A 17,322-nucleotide genomic window follows, 5' to 3' on the forward strand; every position below is an offset into this window, starting at 1 on the left:
TGCCGTCATGGACGCACAGCCGCGCTGGCTCGACCCGGAGCAGAAGGCCGCCTGGGACAGCTTCATCCGTATGCAGGAGAAACTCATCGGACGACTGTCCCGGCGCGTCCAGGTCGACTCCGGACTGTCGGCGGCCGACTACGTCGTTCTCGTCAGCCTCACCGAGAGGGGCAACGGCCGGATGCGGTTCCTGGATCTGGCCAAGCTCGTCGAGTGGGAGAAGAGCCGGATGTCCCACCAGGTGACGCGGATGGCGAAACGCGGGCTCGTGGCCAGGGAGGAGTGCCCCGACGACGGGCGCGGAGCGTTCATCGTCGCCACCCCGGCCGGCTACGAGGCGATCGAGGAGGCCGCGCCGCTGCACGTCGAGCACGTCCGCCGCCTCTTCGTCGACGCCCTCACCCCGAACCAGCTCAACACGCTGGGCCGGCTCTCCCAGCGCGTGCTGGACCACATGGAGAAGCAACCGGACTGACCGGAACCTGCGCCGGCGTGGTTGACCCGTCAGCCTTCGGCGCCCAGGGAGCAAGCCCCCGCCGGTCGGCCGCACTTGAGCTGGAGACGACGACGGCCGGGGGGCAGCCCGCTCGGCCGCCCCGGCGCAGCTGTCAGGCCTCGCTTCCGGTGGGCGTGGCCAGGAGCTGCATCTCCCAGGCGAAGACCACACCGCTGGCGCCGCCGTGCTGCGCCTGGACCTCGGCGACGCCCGCCACGGTCTTCTCGCGGGCCCAGTCGCGCTGCCACTCCCCCAGCACGGCCATCCAGGTGATCGGGACCACGCCGGCCTGGATCATGCGCTGCACCGCCATGTCGTGGGCCTCCCTCGAGACACCGCCCGACGCGTCGGTGACGACGAAGACCTCGAAGCCCTCCCCCACCGCCTGTATCGCCGGCATGGCCACGCAGATCTCCGTCCAGAGGCCGGCAATGATCAGCTTCTTACGTCCCGTCGCCTTGACGGCGTCCACGACACGCTCGTCCTGCCAGGTGTTGATGAAGGTCCTGTTGATCGGCTTCTGCTCCGGAAACACTTCCTGCAGCCCGGGGAGGATGAGGCCGCCGCGCTCCTCCAGGACGGTGGTCAGAATGGTCGGGACGTCGAACACCTTGGCGGCCTTGGCAAGCCCGACAGCGTTGTTGACGACCATCGTGGGTTCGTGGCTGTGCAGGTTGGCGACCTGGAACGGCTGGTGGTCGATGAGGGCGAGCACACTCTCCTCGGGCGTCAGCAGCGCGCCGAGTCCGGCCTTGTCCCCAGTACTCACAGGATTCCCCTTCGGGCACTTCGCGTCCGCGGGTCTCCGGCAGTACACCGACATCTCGATGCCCCGAGTGAGGCACATACGGGATGGCCGGGCCGGTGGCCACACACCTCTTGGTTGACGCGTCACCTACGCTAGAGGCAGCTGGTTGACAGGTCAACCATGGCCGATCCTGGGTACTCGAACGAACCGGACAGACACGCTCCTCTGGACGGTCGAACCGGTTGGCAGCCGGATCAGCAGGGGTGGGGCGAGAGGTGGCTGCGTTCGCCGTTGTGGTCGAGGATCACCAGGATCTCGGCGGGGCCGTGGTCGCTGACGAGGTGGGCGAGGGCGTTGGCGACTTCGCCGTCGGCGACCGTGTCCACGGGGGCGCCACGGGACGCTCGGCTGCCGATCTCCTGGTCGTCGACCCTGGCGGGGCCGACATCCTCCGGCACACTCCGGAAGAGATCGGCGACGGGGTGGCCGCCATTCTCGCGGTCGCGGGACCGACAGCCTCCGCAGCGCCGGCGGCAGCCGGCGTGAAGAGCGGAGACTCCGTTCTGATCGGGGGCGGAGCCGGTGGTGTGGGCGTCTTCGCGATGCAGCTCGCCAAGCTCACCGGTACCAGGGAGTCCGGCGCAGCGCACGGCCCGGCAGCCGACCGGTACGGGGCCGTCCTCCCGACCCCCGTGGCGGGAGGACGGCCCCGGCTTTTACGGGTGGCCGCCCGGTCAGTACAGCTTGTTGACGGCCGTGCGCGTGGTCTTCTTGAAGGCGGCCACCGGCGCATCCCGGAAGCCGCCCATCTGTCCCCATTTCGCGACGGTGACGGTCCTGCCGTCCCGTCCGACCGACAGCAGAGCGATGTCAGTGGCGCCCCAGGTCGTCTCGGTGTGCAGGCCCCGGACGCGGGCACCCTCCTCGACCGGCACGGTGCCGTAGTCGCGGCCCTCGGCCTCGACGTCGGGCGAGGACTCCTCGACGCGGTCGGCGCAGGTGCGGATCAGGTCGTCGTAGTGCTGCGCCAGTGCCTTGGCCTGGGCGGATGTGCCCGCGACGACGGTCAACTGCACGGCGCCGGCGTCCAGGTCGGTCCAGAACCGGCGGTGCCGGTAGTCGTAGCCGGGCACGCCCTCCGTGCTCACGCACAGGCCGAGTTCGTCCGGGAAGCCGTCGGTGACCGGCCCGGCCGTCCAGGACGACGTCGGGTGCGGCGGCAGCTGGGACGCCGACAGGAACGTGGGCGTGGCGGACCGCGCGGTCGCGGCCTCCTGCGGAGTGGCGCCGGCCGCCGGTGCCGACAGGACCGCGCCCACCGCGAGGGCGGCGACGGTGAGTGCGCGGAGCGCGCTTGCTGGGCGGTGCAGGGACATGGCTGTTCCCCCCGTGGACGGAAGCATGGAACGTGGGTGCCGCGGAAGGCCTGCCGGGTGGGCCCCGGCCTGGTCGGTGCGGCACCAAGAGCATCGGCGGACACACGGGGCGGGCGCAACAGCCGACGGCCCGTGCCGCGCGGTGGAACCATCCCAGCCCGTCTGACGTGCAGGTACATGGGATGCCTGGGATGCCGTCCCGGGCTGGACAGGGGCCGCACGAGGACAGGGAGACCGGTGCCGACACAGCACGACAGCGACAGCACGGACGCGGTCGCCGAGTTCGCGGCGCTGCTGACGGAGCTCAAGGAGCACACGGACCGCAGCTACGGCTCGCTGGCACGCCGTCTGGGCATGAACACCTCGACGCTGCACCGCTACTGCGCCGGTGACACGGTGCCGCTCGACTTCGCCCCCGTGGAGCGCTTCGCCGCCCTGTGCGGGGCGACCCCGGGCCAACGCCTCGAACTCCACCGCCGTTGGCTGCTGGCCGTAGCGGCCCGCCACCGGCCCCGCACGGCGGAACCGGGGCGGGGTGCGCCCGGCGCCGCCGACTCCGACACGGATCAGGAGACCGCCGGCGGCACGGACACGGACGCCCCGCCGAAAGCCACCGCCACCCCGTCCGCCGAAACGGCCCCCGCACCCCGGCCCCCGCGCCGCCCCTGGTACCGCCGTAGGCCGCTCGTGGCGGGGACGGCCTGCGTGTGTGCCGTACTCGCAACGCTCGGAGCCCTGTCCGCACTGCCGGACAGGCAACGGGCGTCCGCCGACGGTCCCGCACACGTCTCCGATCCGACGGCGTCCGGCACGGCCAAGGCCAGAGCGTCCGAGCCTCGGGACGCGTCACCCAGTCCGAGCGACTCCCCCACTGCCGAGACCTCCGAGCAGCCGCGCGGCCCCGCCGCCCCGAAACAGCAGCCAGGCACCTCCCGCCCGCACGGCACGACGACCGCCCCGTCCCCCGGCGAACAGCCGGCCGGGCTGCCGCTCACCTGGTCCGTCAACTCCCAGGCCTGGAAACTCGGCTGCGGCCACGACTACGTCATCGCCAAGCCACCCGGCCAGGTACCCCCTCCCCCTGCTCCGCAGGACGCGGCACCCTGGGCGGCGACACAGAACGCGGTGCACGGCAAAGAGACGCTCGTGCAGCTGTCGGTGCAGGGGCGCAGCGACACCGCCGTCGTACTGGAGGCTCTGCGCGTGCGTGTGACCGGCCGTGCGGCTCCGGTCGAGGGCAACGCCTACGCCATGGACCAGGGCTGCGGCGGCTCGATCACTCCCCGGTCCTTCGCCGTGGACCTGGACAAGGACCGGCCCATCGCCCGCGCGGTCGCCGGGAACGACTCCGGCACGCCGATCCCGGCCGTGCGCATGCCCTACCGCGTCTCGGCAAAGGACCCCGAGGTCCTGCTGGTCACGGCCACGACCGGCGCGTGCGACTGCCGCTGGTACCTGGAGCTGGACTGGTCCTCCCAGGGCCGCACGGGCACCGTGCGCATCGACGACGACGGCCGCCCGTTCCGCACCACCGCCATCGAGGGCCTGCCGCGGTACATGTACGACACCCTGGGCCGTACGTGGGGGCCCTACAGCTAGAGGACACGGCAGATCGAGGAACAAGGCGTCGCCGATGCCAGCGGGTTGGAGCAGCCCTGCCGGGCCGCCCGCCGGTGCGCTCGTACGGATGTGGAGGCTGTCGTCACTCGGTGTTCCGGCTGCCGCCGTCGGCCACCTCCGCGGTGAGTGCCGGCTCTGTCCAGTGGGCTTGTGAAAAGGGGGTGTTGTCAGTGGGTCCTGGCAGGGTGCGTGCATGACGAACAGCGAGCGTGACCGCATGACGCGGATCCTCAGCGGGTTGCCTGCATCGGCTCGAGAACTGCTGTTGGAGACGGACTGGGCTGCCCACCGGCACGCCTACGGCTCCGGCGAGGACATACCCGTCGCCCTGTGCTCCCTCCTGGACGAGGATGCCGGGATGCGATCCCAGGCGCTGGCCGTGTTGGACATGGGCGTGCTGCATCAGGGCTCTCTGTACACGGTCACCGCGCCCGCGGCCCTGTTCGTCGCCGCGATCCTCGACCATCCCCTGTGCCTCGCCGAGCACGAGGGGCACCTCCCGTGGGACGACGGGCCGCCGCGCACCTTGCGGGCCGCCCTGCTCGACTGGCTGGGCCAGGTGGCCCAGTCGGCTGCCTACGGGGAGGATCCGGCGCGGGACCGGGCAAACTGGGAGTGGCAGCCCTGGCACGAGGACACGCGGGGCAAGCGTGACCCCGACGAGCTCGCCGCACTGCAAGCGTGCCGGGACATCCGTCCCACCCTGTACGACGCCGTCGAGCCGTTCCTCTCCTCCCGCGACCCCCACATCTGCGAGTCCGCGCTCGGCGTCGCGCTGCCGCTCCTTTCGGCCCCGGCCCTCGCCGACCGGGTACCGCGCGCCGCCGCACTGCTCCGGGACCGGCTGGGCACCATGACGGGCCGACGGGAACGAGCCGCCGTGGCGCGGGCGCTGAGCCTTTGGGGAATGGACACCTCCGTTTTGCTCTCCGACTCCGACCCGGCCGTACGGGTCTGCGCCGCGCTCGGTCCCGTCCGAGTCGACCGGCCCCGTGCCCTCGCCGTGCTCCTCGACGCGCTGCGGGACCCCCGCACAACAGACAGATGGTTCCCCGAGCCGCTGCCCGGGGTCGACGGGAGGCTCCGGTTCACCGTGCTGCGTTCCGCGCTCGATCTGGCCGTGTCGTTCGAGGAGGTGGCACCGGTGACCATCGCCATAGTGGCCGCCGGCCACAAATCCGTCGTCGACCACGAAAGCGGGCCGATCCTGTTCAGAGCCTTCCCCGATGGCTACGACCCGACGCACTCGCTCACCTCGGCCCAACGCGCGCTGCTGCGGGCGTTCGTGGACACCGACGAGGCCACGGGCAGCATCGGCGGCAACTGGTTGTGGTTCCGCGCGGCCGGGCTGCCGGAGAACCGGGAGGGCATCGCCGCATTGCTGCGTACCCACCCGTGACGCCGTCCCCGGTCAGGCATCACGATCGTCCGCCGCCCACCGTGCGGCCTTGCCTTCGAGCGGATGCGACTATCTCGGGATGAGTCCCTCACAGACCTTGTCGCCGCCTCAGCGTGCCTTCATGCTCAACGCATTCGAGATCACATCCTCCCGGGCGTACGCGGCGACCTGGACGGTCCGTACAGGGACGCACCCGGTGCGGAGCTGGCCGCCCTCCTGCTTCCGCTCGTCGACAGAGGGTGGATCGACGTCTGCCGGGCCACCCCCTGGACCGCGCCCGACGGAAGCAGCGGCTTCCAGGGCCGGCCGGCCCATCGCGCGAGATGAGCTGCCCGCGCTGCTGGCCGACGACGGCAATTGGGAGTATCCCGACGACGGTGAGTGGATCGGCTGCCTGACGCTCACTCTGACCCGCCTGGGGCGAGAGGTCCCCTGGTAGTCCGACTGCGGTGCGCGGTGGCGGGGCGGCGTCAGGCCTTGAGTGTGGCGGCCGAGCTGGCGGCCTGTTCGATCCGCGCGCGGTGGGCGGCGCGGGCTTCCTCGTCGATCTGCTCCTCGTGTTCGGCGCGCAGCCCGGTCCGGCCGTCGAGGCCCTCGCGCAGGATGTCGGCGTGCCCGGTGTGCCGGACGGACTCGCCGAGGACGTGGACGATGACGGCGAACAGGTTCGTGTCGGACCAGGGCTGCGGCCACCACGGCACGTGGCCGGGGGCGTCGAGGGGAAGCTCGTCGATCGTCGCGTCCGAGTGCTGCCACGTGCGCCGGTAGAACCCGGTGATCTGATCGCGGGTCTCGTCCGCGGCCGCCCACTGATCGCTGCCGTCGGAGTCCTGCCATCGGCACAGCGGTTCCGGGGAGGGGCGGCCGAAGACCTCGCCGAAGTACCTGGCCTCGACGGTGGCGACGTGTTTGACCAGGCCGAGGAGGTTGGTTCCGGTCGCCGTCAGGGGTCTGCGGGCGTCGTACTCGGACAGGCCGTCGAGTTTCCACAGCAGCGCCTCGCGGTCCCGCCGCAGTCTCCCGTGCAGGGTGTGCTTCGCGAATTCATCGATCATGCGTCATGAGCCTTCCATGGGCTGTTCGTGTTCTCCAGATCCCGTACGCGGCCCGGCGCCCCGGCCCGTGACAGTGGCCGCGCAGGAGTCCAGGTGCGGCACCAGCCGGCGGTGAGCACCGCCGCACCGCCCGCCAGGGCCATCGCGCCGGCGGTTCTGACCGGCTACTCCTCGGGCTCCCAGGCGATCAGCCGCTCGAACACCTGCCGGTCGCCCTCGGTCTTCAGGTCGCTCAGCGTGAGGCGGCCCCAGACGAAGAGGAGCAGTTGCTCGGCCGTGCCCGTGGCCGAAGCGGAGGGGATCGCGGCGTCGTCCGTGAGGGGTGCGGGCCAGGCGCCGGTGCCGTCGAGCTCGAGGAGCCAGGAGCGGCCCTCGGTGGCGTGGTAGTGGATGGTGGCGGCCTCGTGCGGCCAGGCGGCCGGGGTGGAGTTGCAGGTGTCGAGGAACTCGGCCACGCCGTCGATCGCAATGTCGGGCGGCATCGGCTGCACGGCGCACGCGGCGAGCTGGGCGTCGTAGGTGTGCACCAGCACCTCGTGCACCCGGCGCCGTGCGACACCCCAGGCATTCGCCGGCGACAGGCCGGCGCTCCACCAGGTCCAGCACTCGCGCTCCGGGCCGGCCTCGCGCAGCGCGCTCAGCAGCAGCTCGTTCGACTCGGAGTACCAGGCCAGCAGCGCCTCGGGCTCGCGCGGCACCTCCGCGGCGTTCTTGGCCGGCGGAGCCTCGGCCGGGCCCGCGGCGACGATCGCGGCCCACCAGCGCTGGCCGGTACCGAGGTGCCGCACCAGATCGAACAACGTCCACCCGGGGCAGGACGGCACCGGCGCGTCGAGGCTCGCCCCGGCGGCAACCGCACTCCGGAACGCGGCCGACCGCTCGTCGATCAGTTGCAGCAGGGCTGCGTACTCAAGACTGTCTGTCACATCGCCTGCCTATCACCCCGGATCACCCGACCGCACCGGATTTCACCGCCCGTACCGCTGCGCGACGGCCGTGAAGGCGGCCTTGGGCTCCCATTCCATGTCGGGGTAGGTCTGCCCCCGGCGTCCTTCGAGGAGTTTGACGATGCCCAGGCCGGCCCGGTCCAGGTCGTCCCTGGGGTCGCCGTCCGGGCGGTGCGGGTAGCCGGGCAGGGCGAACAGGAACACGAACGCGCTGTCCACTCCCTCGGTCTCGAAGATCTCCAGCAGTTCGCTCAGATACGCGGCCTGGCCGGCCTCGTCACGCTCGTACACGCCGGTCAGCCGTACCGGGGCCCTGGTCGCCGGGTCGTGCTCGACCACTTCCAGCACCCGACCGCCACGGTCCCCCGCGCCGCGGTAGGCGGCGGTGCCGAACCCGGTGACGGCGAGCGGCTTCGGCCCCTGCGCCAAGGTGCGCACCGCGTCCCGGAACCGGTCGGCGACCTCCGCGGAGCGGATCAGTTCGTACGTCACCATGTCGAAGGGGGTCCAGTCGATCTGCTCGAACTGGATGGCCGCGTAGGTGAGCCTGCCCCGGAAGCGCTCGCGGACCGTGGCCGCGGCCTCGCGGAGGAACGCGTTGACGCGCACGCCGAGCTCGCCCATCGCTTCGGCTCGCCGCTCGGGCCGGCGCATCAGCTGCTCGACCCGCTCCTCGGGGCTGTCCCCCGACAGGAACCCGCGGTTCATCACGCTCAGTTCGACCCCTGCGACGAACACGACGGTGGCTCCCCGCTGCCGGAGCCGTTCCGCTCGCTCGGCACAGTCGCGGAAGAGCGTGAGGATCGGCTCGGGGTCCAGTTCCAGCGGGTAGGGCGAGAACCAGACCTCCAGGCCGAGCTCGGCGGCGGCACCGGCGGCCAGCTCCAGGCGGTCCGGGTCGCCGCCGATGATCTGGACCGCGTTGCAGTGCAGGTCGTCGCGGATGACGGCGAGTTCGCGCCGGACCACCGCGGGATCGAAGTGCTCGCGGGACGTCTGGCCGTGCACGACGAATCCGGTGTCGTAGGTCATTCCTCTTGCTCGCATGGTGCCGCTGTCCTCTCCGTCGGTCTCGGCGGGTCGAGACTGACAGGGAAAATGCGTGCACGCAAGTTTGCACTGGAGCAGATTTGCGGGCACGCAAGTTTGCGGGCACGCAGTCGCGCGTGGAAAGCTGACACCGTGACGACACCACCACCAGGGCTGCGGGAGCGGAAGAAGCGGGCCACGCGCGAGGCGCTGCGCGAAGCGGCGCTGCGCCTGGCCGTGGAGCGCGGACCGGACCAGGTGCGGGTCGAGGACATCGCGGAGGCGGCCGGGGTCTCGTCGCGCACCTACAACAACTACTTCGCCAGCCGCGAGCAGGCCATCGTCTCCGCCGTCACCGCGGACCGGGAGGCGCGCATCGCCGCGGCGGTCGCGGCCCGGCCCGCGGGAGTACGCCTGGCCGACGCCGTCACCGAAGCAGTGGTCGAGCAGTACACGAACACCGGTGAGCGTGAACAGCGGGCGCTGCTGCTGATCACCACCCGGACCGCGCTGCGCGACGCGTTCCTCGACACCACGGCCGGCATCGAGCTCCCACTCACAGCGGTGATCGCCGAACGCCTGGGAGACGCCGAAGCCCACCCGGCCCGCGTCCTCGCTGCAAGCGTGACCGCGGCGGTGCGCATCGCACTGGAAGGCTGGCTGCGGCCTGCCGGGAGCGCGGAGACCGCCGGGAGTCTCCCCGCCGGAGGACTGCTCGTGCCCTCCGGTTCACTGGCGGACCAGCTCCGCACGGCGCTGGCCCCGCTCGCGCCCGCGTTCGACGCCGCGGAGCAAGGTGGGCAGCGGTGACACCGACGCGGCTGGGACATCCGCCCCCTCAACTGCCGCGCGGCTCGGGGATGACCACCCAGCACGCGGGCCCCGGGCGCAGCGGTCGGCAGACCGCCTCGGTCACGAGTGGCTCGCCGTTCAAGCCCTCCCTCGTCAAAGCGGTGTTCGGGGCCGTGACCCCGATGCACGTCTCCCGGTCGGCCGCGTGGGCCGCCGGGTCGGTGACACGGACGGTGCTGACGGAGATCGTCCAGGGCGCGAGGACCGGGGCGGCAGCGGCGGGCCGGAAGAAGCTGATTCCCGGGGACCTTCTCTCGGCGATCGACCGGAACGTCGAGCTGGAGGTGGGCCCTGTCCAGCCGCACGGGGACGGACGGACCGTCGGCAGGGACGACATCCTGGCCGCCACCACGATGCAGTTGTTCGGCGGCGGCCTCAGGCCGCGCGCTCTCGCCGAAGCCCGCGAGGCGGCTCGGGGGCCTTCGGCCGGCTGAGTGGGTGCGATCGGCATCTGCCGTGTGCATCTCTGGATATTCCGACGATAACGCTCGCCGCTAGCTTCGCGGTGACCCTGTCGTGTTCGGTGAAAGGCATCCCGTGAAGAAGCTCGCCTCGGCCCTGCTTTCCGCAGTTCTCCTCGGCGGCGTGTCCGTCGCCGCCGCACCCGCCGCCTCGGCGGTCACCGCGCCGGGCGCCACCGCGTCGGCGGCACCCGGCTGTGTCACCGAGACCAAGGAGGTGAGCAAGGGCTACGGAACGATCACCGTGTGCGTCAACGAGGACGGCTCCGCCCGGGCCTACGGCGACCTCCACTGCACCGCGTTCGGCGCCGTTCTCGTGATGTGGGAGATCGGCTGGAAGACGACCTCCGGTGTCAAGGTCTCGACCGTCGCGACGGCCGGCTGGGGAGACGACGACATCGAGTTCGACGTCGACCCCTCGGCCGGCACGGACGGGATCAAGGGGATCACCGGAGTGGACGAGATCTACCTCGCCACGATCTACATGTGACCCGGCCCGCACGCCACCGCGAACCTCTGTCGGGATCGTGCCGTCCGCTCCGTCAGCCCCGCTGAAGGGTGCGGTCGTGCTCCCGGACCGCGATCCGGGCCAGCTTGGTCAGCATCATGCCGTTGCGGACCTCGACCAGGTAGTCCACGGGCAGTCCGTGCATTCGGATGCCCGGGCCCCGCAAGGCGTGCCAGTCGAGTACGAAGAGCGTGGCGTCGCCCCAGGGCACCAGCTTCATGGCGATGCGGGCCGCGCCGAACGGTTCGGCCTGCGCCTCCAGTTCCAGGCGGCGTTCGGGTTCGCAGATGCGGACGACGCAGGTGTCGTCGAGGACCAGCGGGCCGGCCCCGACCCGGACGCGCAACCGGGCGCCCACCTGGGGCCAGTGGGGGTCCGCGGCGAGCACCCGCTGGGTTCCGGTCACCCATTCCCCGTAGCGGTGTCCGTCGGACAGCAGGCTCCAGACCTCGGACGGGGTACTCAGGATCAGACGGCGGTTCCGGGCCAAGCTGAACACGCTCCCTCGGGACGACGGCGACGACGGGGCGACGGGGTGACGGGGTGACGGGGCGGGGGCACGAGTGATCCGCGGTCTGCGGCGCGCGCCCGTCGACACTAGCCCGGCGCTCCGGTGGCCCAGGGGAACGCGCCGACGCATGGGCCCGTCCGGGCGAGGCGCCCGCCGGCGGCTGCGGCCGGCGAGCTTTCCCGGTCGGGGCCGATGGCCGAGTCCGGCCGGTCGGCGGCCAGCCGGAACGCGTTCCGGCCGGCGGCACGATGCGTCAGTTCTTGACCGCGACCCCGCAGACGGACACGTCGGCCGTGGGCTCTTCGGGCCTGCCCGCGTCCGGGCGCCAGGAAGCCGTGGCGACGACCCCCGGGGCCACCAGGTCCAGTCCGGTGAAGAAGGCGGCGATCTCCTGCGGGGAGCGCAGGTGGTAGGTGTTGGCCGACTGGCCGTTGTAGACCTGGACCGCCCTGTTCAGTGCCTCGTTGTTGTCGGTGCCGTCGCTCAGGGCCAGATAGCTGCCCCGGGGCAGCGCCGCCATCAGTGTGTCCAGCAGCTCCGCGGGACGCTCGGCGTCGGAGATCTGCCCCATGATCCCCAGGGTGGTCAGCGCGACGGGGCGGCTGAGGTCCAGGGTTCTGGCGGCTTCGGCCAGGATCCGCTCGGGGTCCCTGACGTCGGCGTCGACGTAGGCGCAGGCACCCTCCGGCGTGCTGGTGAGCAGCGCCCTGGCATGGGTGAGGACGAGGGGGTCGTTGTCCACGTACACGATGCGGCTCTCCGGTGCGATGCGCTGGGCCAGCTCGTGCGTGTTGTCCGCGGTGGGCAGTCCGGTGCCGATGTCGAGGAACTGGCGGACACCGGCCTCGCCGGCCAGGAAACGTACCGCGCGTGCCAGGAACCGGCGTTGCAGGCGGGCGACGGCGGCGAACTCCGGAAACGTCGTCAGGATGACGTCACCGGCCGCGCTGTCGACCGGATAGTTGTCCTTGCCTCCCAGCAGGTAGTTCCAGACCCGGGCGGAGTGCGGCCGATCGGTCTGGAGTCGCGCCCCGACTTCTTCACGCGGATCAGTCATGGGCAAAGCTTCACACAACAGCGTACGGGTGGGAGGGAAGTACCGAACTTCCCGGTGCCGCCCGGCTCAGCAGGACGGCGACGGGGTGGGCGGGGGCCGTAGGCCCAGCCACTGCTCGGCGTCCCAGGCCCGGAACCGCTCCACCTCGGTGAAACCCAGCTTCGCCGCCAGGCGCATCGAGCCGGTGTTGGCGGTCTGCGTGTTGAGCACCACCGGCTCGCCGGGAAGGACGCCGTCGAGCCAGTCCAGTGCCGCCGCGCACGCCTCGGCGGCGTACCCGAGTCCCCACGCCCGCGGCAGGAACAGGTAGCCGAGATCGACCTTTCCCACCGCAACGGGGCAGCAGTGCTCCCGTGTTCGCCTGAGCAGGACCTGCCCGATCATCTCCCCGTCGAGGTCGACGACGAAGCTCCCGGGCCATCGCTCGGGGGTCCCGGGCAGCTCACGCTCCAGTTCCGCACGGGGGCGGGGGCCGCCGAGGTAGGTGTGCACCTCGGGCGACGCCAGCAGTTCGACGAACGCCGCGCGGTCCGCGGCTCCGGACCCCCGGAGCACGAGTCTCGCGGTTCTGATCGCCACCGGCGGCCACGCGACGGGGCCCAGGTCTGACATGCGCGCAGACTAACAAGTCCTGGTTCCCGTGTTGCCGAGAAGAGATCGCTCAGGGGCGATGACTTTGCACCGGACCGGGAGTCTCCTTCGGGAACGCCCTCCCCGGACGCTCACTGGTCGGGCCGGGGGCACACAGACAGCGACCTTGACAGGAGTCCAGGCCACATGACCGATCCGGCACTGACGGCAGACCCTCATCGCGAGACCGGGGTCTGGCCCGCGATCCACACCGAACGAGCGGCGCTGGCGGCCGATCTCGCAGACCTGACGGACGAGCAGTGGTCCGTGCCGTCGCTCTGCGCCGGTCTGTCGGTGCGGGAGGTGCTGGCGCACCTGACGGCGGGCGCGAGTCTCAACACCGTGCGCTGGCTGGCGGGTGTGATCCGGTGCCGGTTCGACTTCGACAAGCAGGTGGCCGTGCGGCTGGCCGAGCAGCTCGGCGCGACCCCGGGCGAGACCCTTGAACGTTTCCGGCGCGTCGTCCCGAGCACGACCAAACCTCCGCTGCCCGCGATCGCCATGCTGGGCGAGACCATCGTGCACGGAGAGGACATCCGGCGCCCGCTGGGCATCCGCCGCGACCACCCGATCGGTGTCGTCACCGAGGCGGCCGAGTACTACCGGGGCTCCGACCTCGTCGTCGTTGCCAAGGGACGCATCGGCGGGCTGAGACTCGTGGCGGACGACGGCCCGTTCGCGACCGGTTCCGGACCTCTCGTGTCCGGCCGCACCCTGGCCCTGGTGATGGCCATGACGGGGCGCGCGACCTACTGCGACGACCTCGAAGGCGACGGCGTGGAACTCCTCCGGAGCCGTATGAGCCTCTGACCGCGACGAGTTGTCAACCCCGACGATCGTCACGGCCCGGGGTTGCCGTTCGGCCCGGGTGTCCGGGCGGGCGTGCTCCTACGTTTCCGCTCATGGAACGAGAACCGCGAAAGAAGGCCCGGGCCGGCCGGTGGCTCGGCGCGCCGGCCGTCCTGGGTACCGGAGCAGGAGTGGTCGCGTGGCTGTCCCCAGGCGGACTGGGCCGGGCCGGCCCCGTCGAGGTCACCGGCGGGGCTTCGGCGTCCGCGTACCGGTCGGTCACGGGGGCGTTGGCGGACGCTCCGTCATGGGCGGGGGCCGCTCTGGAAGTCGCCACCGAGGGCACGCTCGTGATCCTCGGAGCGCTGCTGCTGTGGGCGGCGTGGACGGCGGTGCGCCGCAAGGACGCCCGAGGTGTCGCCGGTGCCGTGCTGACCGGCCTCGGCACCGTCGTGGCGTACGCGGGGAGTGAGGCGCTGAAACTCGTGGTGGACGAGGAACGTCCCTGTCGTGCGCTCGGTGCCGGGGCCGAGGCGGTCACGGAGTGCCCGGACGTCGGGGACTGGTCGTTCCCGAGCAACCACGCCACCCTGGCCGCCGGGCTGGCCGTCGGTCTCGCCGTCCTGCGGCCCCGGCTCGCCGTGGTCACGCTGCCGTTGGCCGGGGCGGCCGCGGTGCTGCGGGTGCTGGTGGGGGTGCACTACCCGCACGACGTGCTCGCCGGTGCGACGCTCGGCGGCGCCGTCGTGGCGGCGGTGCTCCTCGTGTTCTGGCCCGCGGCCCGGGGTGCGGCCTCACGGCTGGGGAGGCTGCGGCGCGATGACGCCGGCCTCGTGAGCCACGACCGCGGCGGCGGCCCGGTTGTCGACGCCCAGCCTCGCCAGGAGGGAGCTCACGTGGGCTTTGACCGTTCCCTCCACCACATGCAGTCGCCGGGCGATCTGGCCGTTGGACAGGCCGACGCCGAGAAGGGCGAGTACGTCTCGTTCCCGGGCGGTGAGGGCCGCGACCCGGTCACGGGCAGCGGAACGCCGACCGGCCAGGGTGCCGGCACCCGTGGCGGCGAGGTGCGCGACGACCCGGGCCGCGACCCGCGGTGACAGGTAGGCGGCGCCCCCGGCCACCGCACGGACTCCGGTGAGCAGTTCCTCGGGCTCGCCCGACTTGATCAGGAAACCGGCCGCGCCGCCGCCCAGTGCCTGCAGGATGTAGTCGTCCTCGCCGAAGGTCGTGAGCATGATGACGCCGGTGCCCGGCACGGCGGTGCGGATCTCCGCGGCGGCGTCGATGCCGTTGAGGCCCGGCATGCGGATGTCGAGTACGGCCACCGCGGGTCGGTGGCGTCGCACCAGTTCCACGGCGTCGTGCCCGTCGGCGGCCTCGGCGACGACCTCGATGTCCGCGGCAGTGGCGAGGACGGCGCGCACCCCGGCCCGGATCATCGGCTCGTCGTCGGCGATCAGCACCCGGATCATCGCGCGCTCACGGGGCGACCGTACCCAGGGACACCAGGGTGTCCTCCCGGAAGCAGAGCCGGTAGGCGTCGCCGGACCGGTCGTCAAAGCGGTCGGCCGTCATCGCGTAGTACTCGCACGTCGTGCCCTCTCCCATCGGCTCGTCGGCCGGCGGCCGGTAGTCGGTCTGCCGTTCCGGCAGGAGGCGCCGCACCTCGGAACGATCCTGCCCCACGTGCAGGCGGGCGTAGTCACGCGGGTCCAGGACCGACTGTGCCGCCGACCGGGTCTCCCAGACCATGAGCACCCCGCTCAGCAGCGCCGCCGTCACCAGGGGCACCATGACCGCGGCGACCAGCGTCCGGCCCGCCCTGCGCCGGGCGCGCCGGTGTTCCTGCGGCAGCGCGTCGTCGCGGGCGGCCGGGAACGCGAGCGGCGAGGGCGGGAGTGGCGAGGGGTGGTGCGGGGGCGGCGAGGGGTGGTGCGGGATGCGGGCGACGACCGCGTACCCTGCGTCGCGCGGCCCGTGCCGGAACGAGCCGCCGGTCAGCCGGACCCGTTCCCCGAGGCCGATCAGGCCGAGCCCTCCGATGCCGGGCCGGGTCCGTACGCGGTCGGTGGACGGCGGTGGGCCGTTCTCCACGACGACCTCCGTCCGGGTTGCCGTATGTGTCACGTGCACGGTGGTCCTCGCGCCCGGCGCGTGCTTGGCCACGTTGGTGAGGGCCTCCTGCACCACCCGGTGCGTCGCCCGCGCCACCACGGGCGGCAGGTCGTCCGCCTCGCCGTCGACGCGCAGCTCCACGGGGAGGCCGGCCCCGGACGCCTCGGAGGTCAGCCGGGCGAGGCCGGTGTCGTCGGGCTCGACCGGCGCCTCGCCGGTCTCCTCCCGCAGGACACCGATCACCTCGCCGAGGCGTTCCACCGAGGCCGCCGCCCTGGCCCGGATGTCGGCCGCCGCCCTCTGGTGGTGTTCCGCGAGGTCCGGCGCGAGTTTGAGCGCGCCGGCCGACAGGGCGATCAGGCTGAGGTCGTGTCCCAGCAGGTCGTGCATGTCCTGCGCGATGCGCGTCCGCTCCCGCAACCTCGCCTGGTCGGCGATCAGTCGCTGCTCGCGTTGGAGTTGACCGGCGCGCTCCCACCCGGCCCGGACGAGCTGGCGGTACTGGCACCAGAAGCGGCCCGCGAACCAGGGCAGCATCATGGCGGTGACCACCACGGCCACGAACCGGCCGGCCAGCGGGAGCCAGGCGGGAACGACGGACAGGGCCGCCACACCGGCCGCGAGAACCGCGAGCAGGGCGAGCGCCGTCGGGGCCGTCCGCCCGGGCCGGCGTCCTGCGAGGAACGCGGTGACGGCGGTCGGAACCGCCCACCACAGGTTGGTCACGCTCAGGCCGGCGGCCACCGCGGTAGCCGAGTTGAGGAGGGTCGCCGGATCACGTACCCGCCGCAGGAGCGTGTTCCGGGGCGTTGTCGCCGTCCCGCTTTCGGTCAGTGTGCTGTCCACGGAGGTGACGGTACGGACGTCGGGCGACGGCCGACCACTGCCGAAAGTCTCATTCCGTGCGCCCCGCACCGCGACCGCCGACGTCGGTACGCCGTGGGCACGGAGGTCCCCCGCGCAGGCCGTGGCCTCACATGCGGGATCTCAGCACGTCGACCTCGCAGCCCGGCGCGAAGGGGTCGAAGCCGTGCTCGCTCAGCCAGCGAACCGCCAGCAGGCTTCGCAACGACCACCATGCGTGGATCACCTCGACGTCGATGTCGGCGCCATAGCCGGCGATGACGTCGCCGAGGTGCTCCTCGTGTCCGAGGGTGAATGTGGCGAGGTCGTACAGGGCATCTCCCTGGCCCGCCTCGGACCAGTCGATGATGCCCGTGACCTCGTCGCCGTCCACGAAGACGTGCGCGATCTGCAGGTCGCCGTGCGTGAACGCCGCAGTCCACGGCCGGAGCGCCGTCTCCGCGACCCGGCGGTTGCGGGTGACCAGGTCGGCGGGCAGGACGCCGTTCGTGACGAGCGACGCGCACTCGTCGTCGAGTTCCGCCGCCAGCACGGCGACGCTCCGGCCGGCCCGGCCCCGCCAGGGCGGCAACGGCGCGTCGTGCAGCTTCCGGATGGCGGCGCCCGCCGCGGCCCACCCCGCCGGCGACCCGGTCGACGGCCCGCCCAGGCGCCCGAGCGTCGTCCCCGGCACCGCGGTGATCGCGAGCACGGGCGGCTTGTGCCACAGGACCTGCGGGGTCGGGACGGACACGCGGGACATCGCCTCGATCTCGACGTCGATGCGAGCCCGGTCCGTGTCCACCTTCAGGAACACGTCACCGACGCGCAGGGTCGCACGCTCGGAATGGGCGACGACGACTTCGACCTCATCCATGGGCGA

General features: G+C 72.2%; 19 protein-coding genes and 1 pseudogene. 8 read left to right on the forward strand and 12 right to left on the reverse strand.

Annotated elements, in window-relative coordinates; translation table 11 throughout:
* Positions 1–7 precede the first annotated feature (7 nt).
* Positions 8–475: a MarR family winged helix-turn-helix transcriptional regulator gene (locus tag Sru02f_RS21100; RefSeq protein WP_109032473.1), complete on the forward strand. Its 468-nt coding sequence runs from the start codon at positions 8–10 to the stop codon at positions 473–475.
* 133 nt (positions 476–608) lie between these two features.
* On the opposite strand, the gene Sru02f_RS21105 is transcribed toward Sru02f_RS21100, so the two are convergent.
* The 3 genes from Sru02f_RS21105 to Sru02f_RS21115 all read right to left on the reverse strand — a co-directional run bounded on the left by Sru02f_RS21105 (position 609) and on the right by Sru02f_RS21115 (position 2,620).
* Complete coding sequence (locus Sru02f_RS21105; RefSeq protein ID WP_109032472.1) at positions 609–1,265, reverse strand: hydrolase; 657 nt, start codon at positions 1,263–1,265, stop codon at positions 609–611.
* 233 nt (positions 1,266–1,498) lie between these two features.
* Positions 1,499–1,702, reverse strand: a complete 204-nt coding sequence (locus tag Sru02f_RS21110) for a hypothetical protein (protein ID WP_174855101.1) — start codon at positions 1,700–1,702, stop codon at positions 1,499–1,501.
* 276 nt (positions 1,703–1,978) lie between these two features.
* Entirely contained in the window at positions 1,979–2,620 is a 642-nt protein-coding gene (locus tag Sru02f_RS21115) for a hypothetical protein (RefSeq protein WP_109032471.1), read from the reverse strand.
* A 177-nt stretch (positions 2,621–2,797) separates the two neighbouring features.
* Here Sru02f_RS21115 and Sru02f_RS21120 point away from each other — a divergent pair, with 177 nt between their 5' ends.
* Positions 2,798–4,219: a transcriptional regulator gene (locus tag Sru02f_RS21120; protein ID WP_109032470.1), complete on the forward strand. Its 1,422-nt coding sequence runs from the start codon at positions 2,798–2,800 to the stop codon at positions 4,217–4,219.
* A gap of 214 nt (positions 4,220–4,433) precedes the next feature.
* Positions 4,434–5,639, forward strand: a complete 1,206-nt coding sequence (locus Sru02f_RS21125) for a hypothetical protein (protein WP_244941859.1) — start codon at positions 4,434–4,436, stop codon at positions 5,637–5,639.
* 470 nt (positions 5,640–6,109) lie between these two features.
* Here Sru02f_RS21125 and Sru02f_RS21130 read toward each other — a convergent pair whose 3' ends face one another.
* The 3 genes from Sru02f_RS21130 to Sru02f_RS21140 form a co-directional block, all read right to left on the reverse strand.
* Positions 6,110–6,694 carry a DinB family protein gene (locus Sru02f_RS21130; RefSeq protein WP_109032469.1) on the reverse strand — a complete coding sequence of 195 codons (585 nt, stop codon included), beginning with the start codon at positions 6,692–6,694 and terminating at the stop codon, positions 6,110–6,112.
* A gap of 164 nt (positions 6,695–6,858) precedes the next feature.
* The gene (locus Sru02f_RS21135) at positions 6,859–7,620 is read right to left on the reverse strand and encodes a maleylpyruvate isomerase family mycothiol-dependent enzyme (RefSeq protein ID WP_109032468.1); all 762 of its coding nucleotides are present in this window, start codon (positions 7,618–7,620) and stop codon (positions 6,859–6,861) included.
* Between the two features lie 42 nt (positions 7,621–7,662).
* Positions 7,663–8,673, reverse strand: a complete 1,011-nt coding sequence (locus Sru02f_RS21140; RefSeq protein ID WP_164275631.1) for a hypothetical protein — start codon at positions 8,671–8,673, stop codon at positions 7,663–7,665.
* A gap of 150 nt (positions 8,674–8,823) precedes the next feature.
* Between Sru02f_RS21140 and Sru02f_RS21145 the strand changes: the two genes are divergently transcribed.
* The 3 genes from Sru02f_RS21145 to Sru02f_RS21155 all read left to right on the forward strand — a co-directional run bounded on the left by Sru02f_RS21145 (position 8,824) and on the right by Sru02f_RS21155 (position 10,473).
* Positions 8,824–9,480: a TetR/AcrR family transcriptional regulator gene (locus Sru02f_RS21145; RefSeq protein WP_109032467.1), complete on the forward strand. Its 657-nt coding sequence runs from the start codon at positions 8,824–8,826 to the stop codon at positions 9,478–9,480.
* A 50-nt stretch (positions 9,481–9,530) separates the two neighbouring features.
* The gene (locus Sru02f_RS21150) at positions 9,531–9,956 is read left to right on the forward strand and encodes a hypothetical protein (protein WP_109032466.1); all 426 of its coding nucleotides are present in this window, start codon (positions 9,531–9,533) and stop codon (positions 9,954–9,956) included.
* 103 nt (positions 9,957–10,059) lie between these two features.
* Positions 10,060–10,473 carry a hypothetical protein gene (locus tag Sru02f_RS21155; protein WP_109032465.1) on the forward strand — a complete coding sequence of 138 codons (414 nt, stop codon included), beginning with the start codon at positions 10,060–10,062 and terminating at the stop codon, positions 10,471–10,473.
* A gap of 52 nt (positions 10,474–10,525) precedes the next feature.
* Here the strand turns inward: Sru02f_RS21155 and Sru02f_RS21160 are convergent, their stop codons facing one another.
* The 3 genes from Sru02f_RS21160 to Sru02f_RS21170 all read right to left on the reverse strand — a co-directional run bounded on the left by Sru02f_RS21160 (position 10,526) and on the right by Sru02f_RS21170 (position 12,671).
* Positions 10,526–10,981: an SRPBCC family protein gene (locus Sru02f_RS21160; protein ID WP_011031851.1), complete on the reverse strand. Its 456-nt coding sequence runs from the start codon at positions 10,979–10,981 to the stop codon at positions 10,526–10,528.
* 274 nt (positions 10,982–11,255) lie between these two features.
* The gene (locus Sru02f_RS21165) at positions 11,256–12,059 is read right to left on the reverse strand and encodes an SAM-dependent methyltransferase (RefSeq protein ID WP_109032464.1); all 804 of its coding nucleotides are present in this window, start codon (positions 12,057–12,059) and stop codon (positions 11,256–11,258) included.
* A 66-nt stretch (positions 12,060–12,125) separates the two neighbouring features.
* On the reverse strand, positions 12,126–12,671 hold the full coding sequence (locus tag Sru02f_RS21170; RefSeq protein ID WP_174855100.1) for a GNAT family N-acetyltransferase: 546 nt from the start codon (positions 12,669–12,671) through the stop codon (positions 12,126–12,128).
* A gap of 165 nt (positions 12,672–12,836) precedes the next feature.
* On the opposite strand from Sru02f_RS21170, the gene Sru02f_RS21175 reads away from it, so the two are divergent.
* Together Sru02f_RS21175 and Sru02f_RS21180 are read left to right on the forward strand one after the other, a co-directional pair.
* Positions 12,837–13,499, forward strand: a complete 663-nt coding sequence (locus tag Sru02f_RS21175; protein ID WP_109032463.1) for a maleylpyruvate isomerase family mycothiol-dependent enzyme — start codon at positions 12,837–12,839, stop codon at positions 13,497–13,499.
* A 92-nt stretch (positions 13,500–13,591) separates the two neighbouring features.
* Positions 13,592–14,281: pseudogene (locus Sru02f_RS21180) on the forward strand (phosphatase PAP2 family protein); the annotation flags it as partial.
* Here the strand turns inward: Sru02f_RS21180 and Sru02f_RS21185 are convergent.
* Genes Sru02f_RS21185 through Sru02f_RS21195 form a run of 3 tightly spaced genes read right to left on the reverse strand, consistent with a single transcriptional unit; the run spans position 14,273 to position 17,316 of the window.
* The gene (locus tag Sru02f_RS21185; RefSeq protein WP_109032462.1) at positions 14,273–14,953 is read right to left on the reverse strand and encodes a response regulator; all 681 of its coding nucleotides are present in this window, start codon (positions 14,951–14,953) and stop codon (positions 14,273–14,275) included. The pseudogene Sru02f_RS21180 and the gene Sru02f_RS21185 sit on opposite strands and share 9 nt — an antisense overlap.
* Positions 14,954–14,960: 7 nt before the next feature.
* Positions 14,961–16,511 (reverse strand): sensor histidine kinase, encoded by a 1,551-nt coding sequence (locus Sru02f_RS21190; RefSeq protein ID WP_109032461.1) that lies wholly within the window; start codon positions 16,509–16,511, stop codon positions 14,961–14,963.
* Between the two features lie 58 nt (positions 16,512–16,569).
* On the reverse strand, positions 16,570–17,316 hold the full coding sequence (locus Sru02f_RS21195; RefSeq protein WP_109032460.1) for a phosphotransferase family protein: 747 nt from the start codon (positions 17,314–17,316) through the stop codon (positions 16,570–16,572).
* Positions 17,317–17,322 lie beyond the last annotated feature (6 nt).

The organism is Streptomyces rubrogriseus, assembly GCF_027947575.1.
GTDB lineage: Bacteria > Actinomycetota > Actinomycetes > Streptomycetales > Streptomycetaceae > Streptomyces > Streptomyces rubrogriseus.

Excerpts from the sequence above, each read along its gene's own strand:
- Sru02f_RS21100 (WP_109032473.1), top strand. The coding sequence starts at position 8 with ATGGACGCACAGCCGCGCTGGCTCGACCCGGAGCAGAAGGCCGCCTGG.
- Sru02f_RS21115 (WP_109032471.1), bottom strand. The coding sequence starts at position 2,620 with ATGTCCCTGCACCGCCCAGCAAGCGCGCTCCGCGCACTCACCGTCGCC.
- Sru02f_RS21120 (WP_109032470.1), top strand. The coding sequence starts at position 2,798 with ATGGGATGCCTGGGATGCCGTCCCGGGCTGGACAGGGGCCGCACGAGG.
- Sru02f_RS21125 (WP_244941859.1), top strand. The coding sequence starts at position 4,434 with ATGACGAACAGCGAGCGTGACCGCATGACGCGGATCCTCAGCGGGTTG.
- Sru02f_RS21130 (WP_109032469.1), bottom strand. The coding sequence starts at position 6,694 with ATGATCGATGAATTCGCGAAGCACACCCTGCACGGGAGACTGCGGCGG.
- Sru02f_RS21140 (WP_164275631.1), bottom strand. The coding sequence starts at position 8,673 with ATGACCTACGACACCGGATTCGTCGTGCACGGCCAGACGTCCCGCGAG.
- Sru02f_RS21150 (WP_109032466.1), top strand. The coding sequence starts at position 9,531 with ATGACCACCCAGCACGCGGGCCCCGGGCGCAGCGGTCGGCAGACCGCC.
- Sru02f_RS21165 (WP_109032464.1), bottom strand. The coding sequence starts at position 12,059 with ATGACTGATCCGCGTGAAGAAGTCGGGGCGCGACTCCAGACCGATCGG.
- Sru02f_RS21170 (WP_174855100.1), bottom strand. The coding sequence starts at position 12,671 with ATGTCAGACCTGGGCCCCGTCGCGTGGCCGCCGGTGGCGATCAGAACC.
- Sru02f_RS21175 (WP_109032463.1), top strand. The coding sequence starts at position 12,837 with ATGACCGATCCGGCACTGACGGCAGACCCTCATCGCGAGACCGGGGTC.
- Sru02f_RS21185 (WP_109032462.1), bottom strand. The coding sequence starts at position 14,953 with ATGATCCGGGTGCTGATCGCCGACGACGAGCCGATGATCCGGGCCGGG.
- Sru02f_RS21195 (WP_109032460.1), bottom strand. The coding sequence starts at position 17,316 with ATGGATGAGGTCGAAGTCGTCGTCGCCCATTCCGAGCGTGCGACCCTG.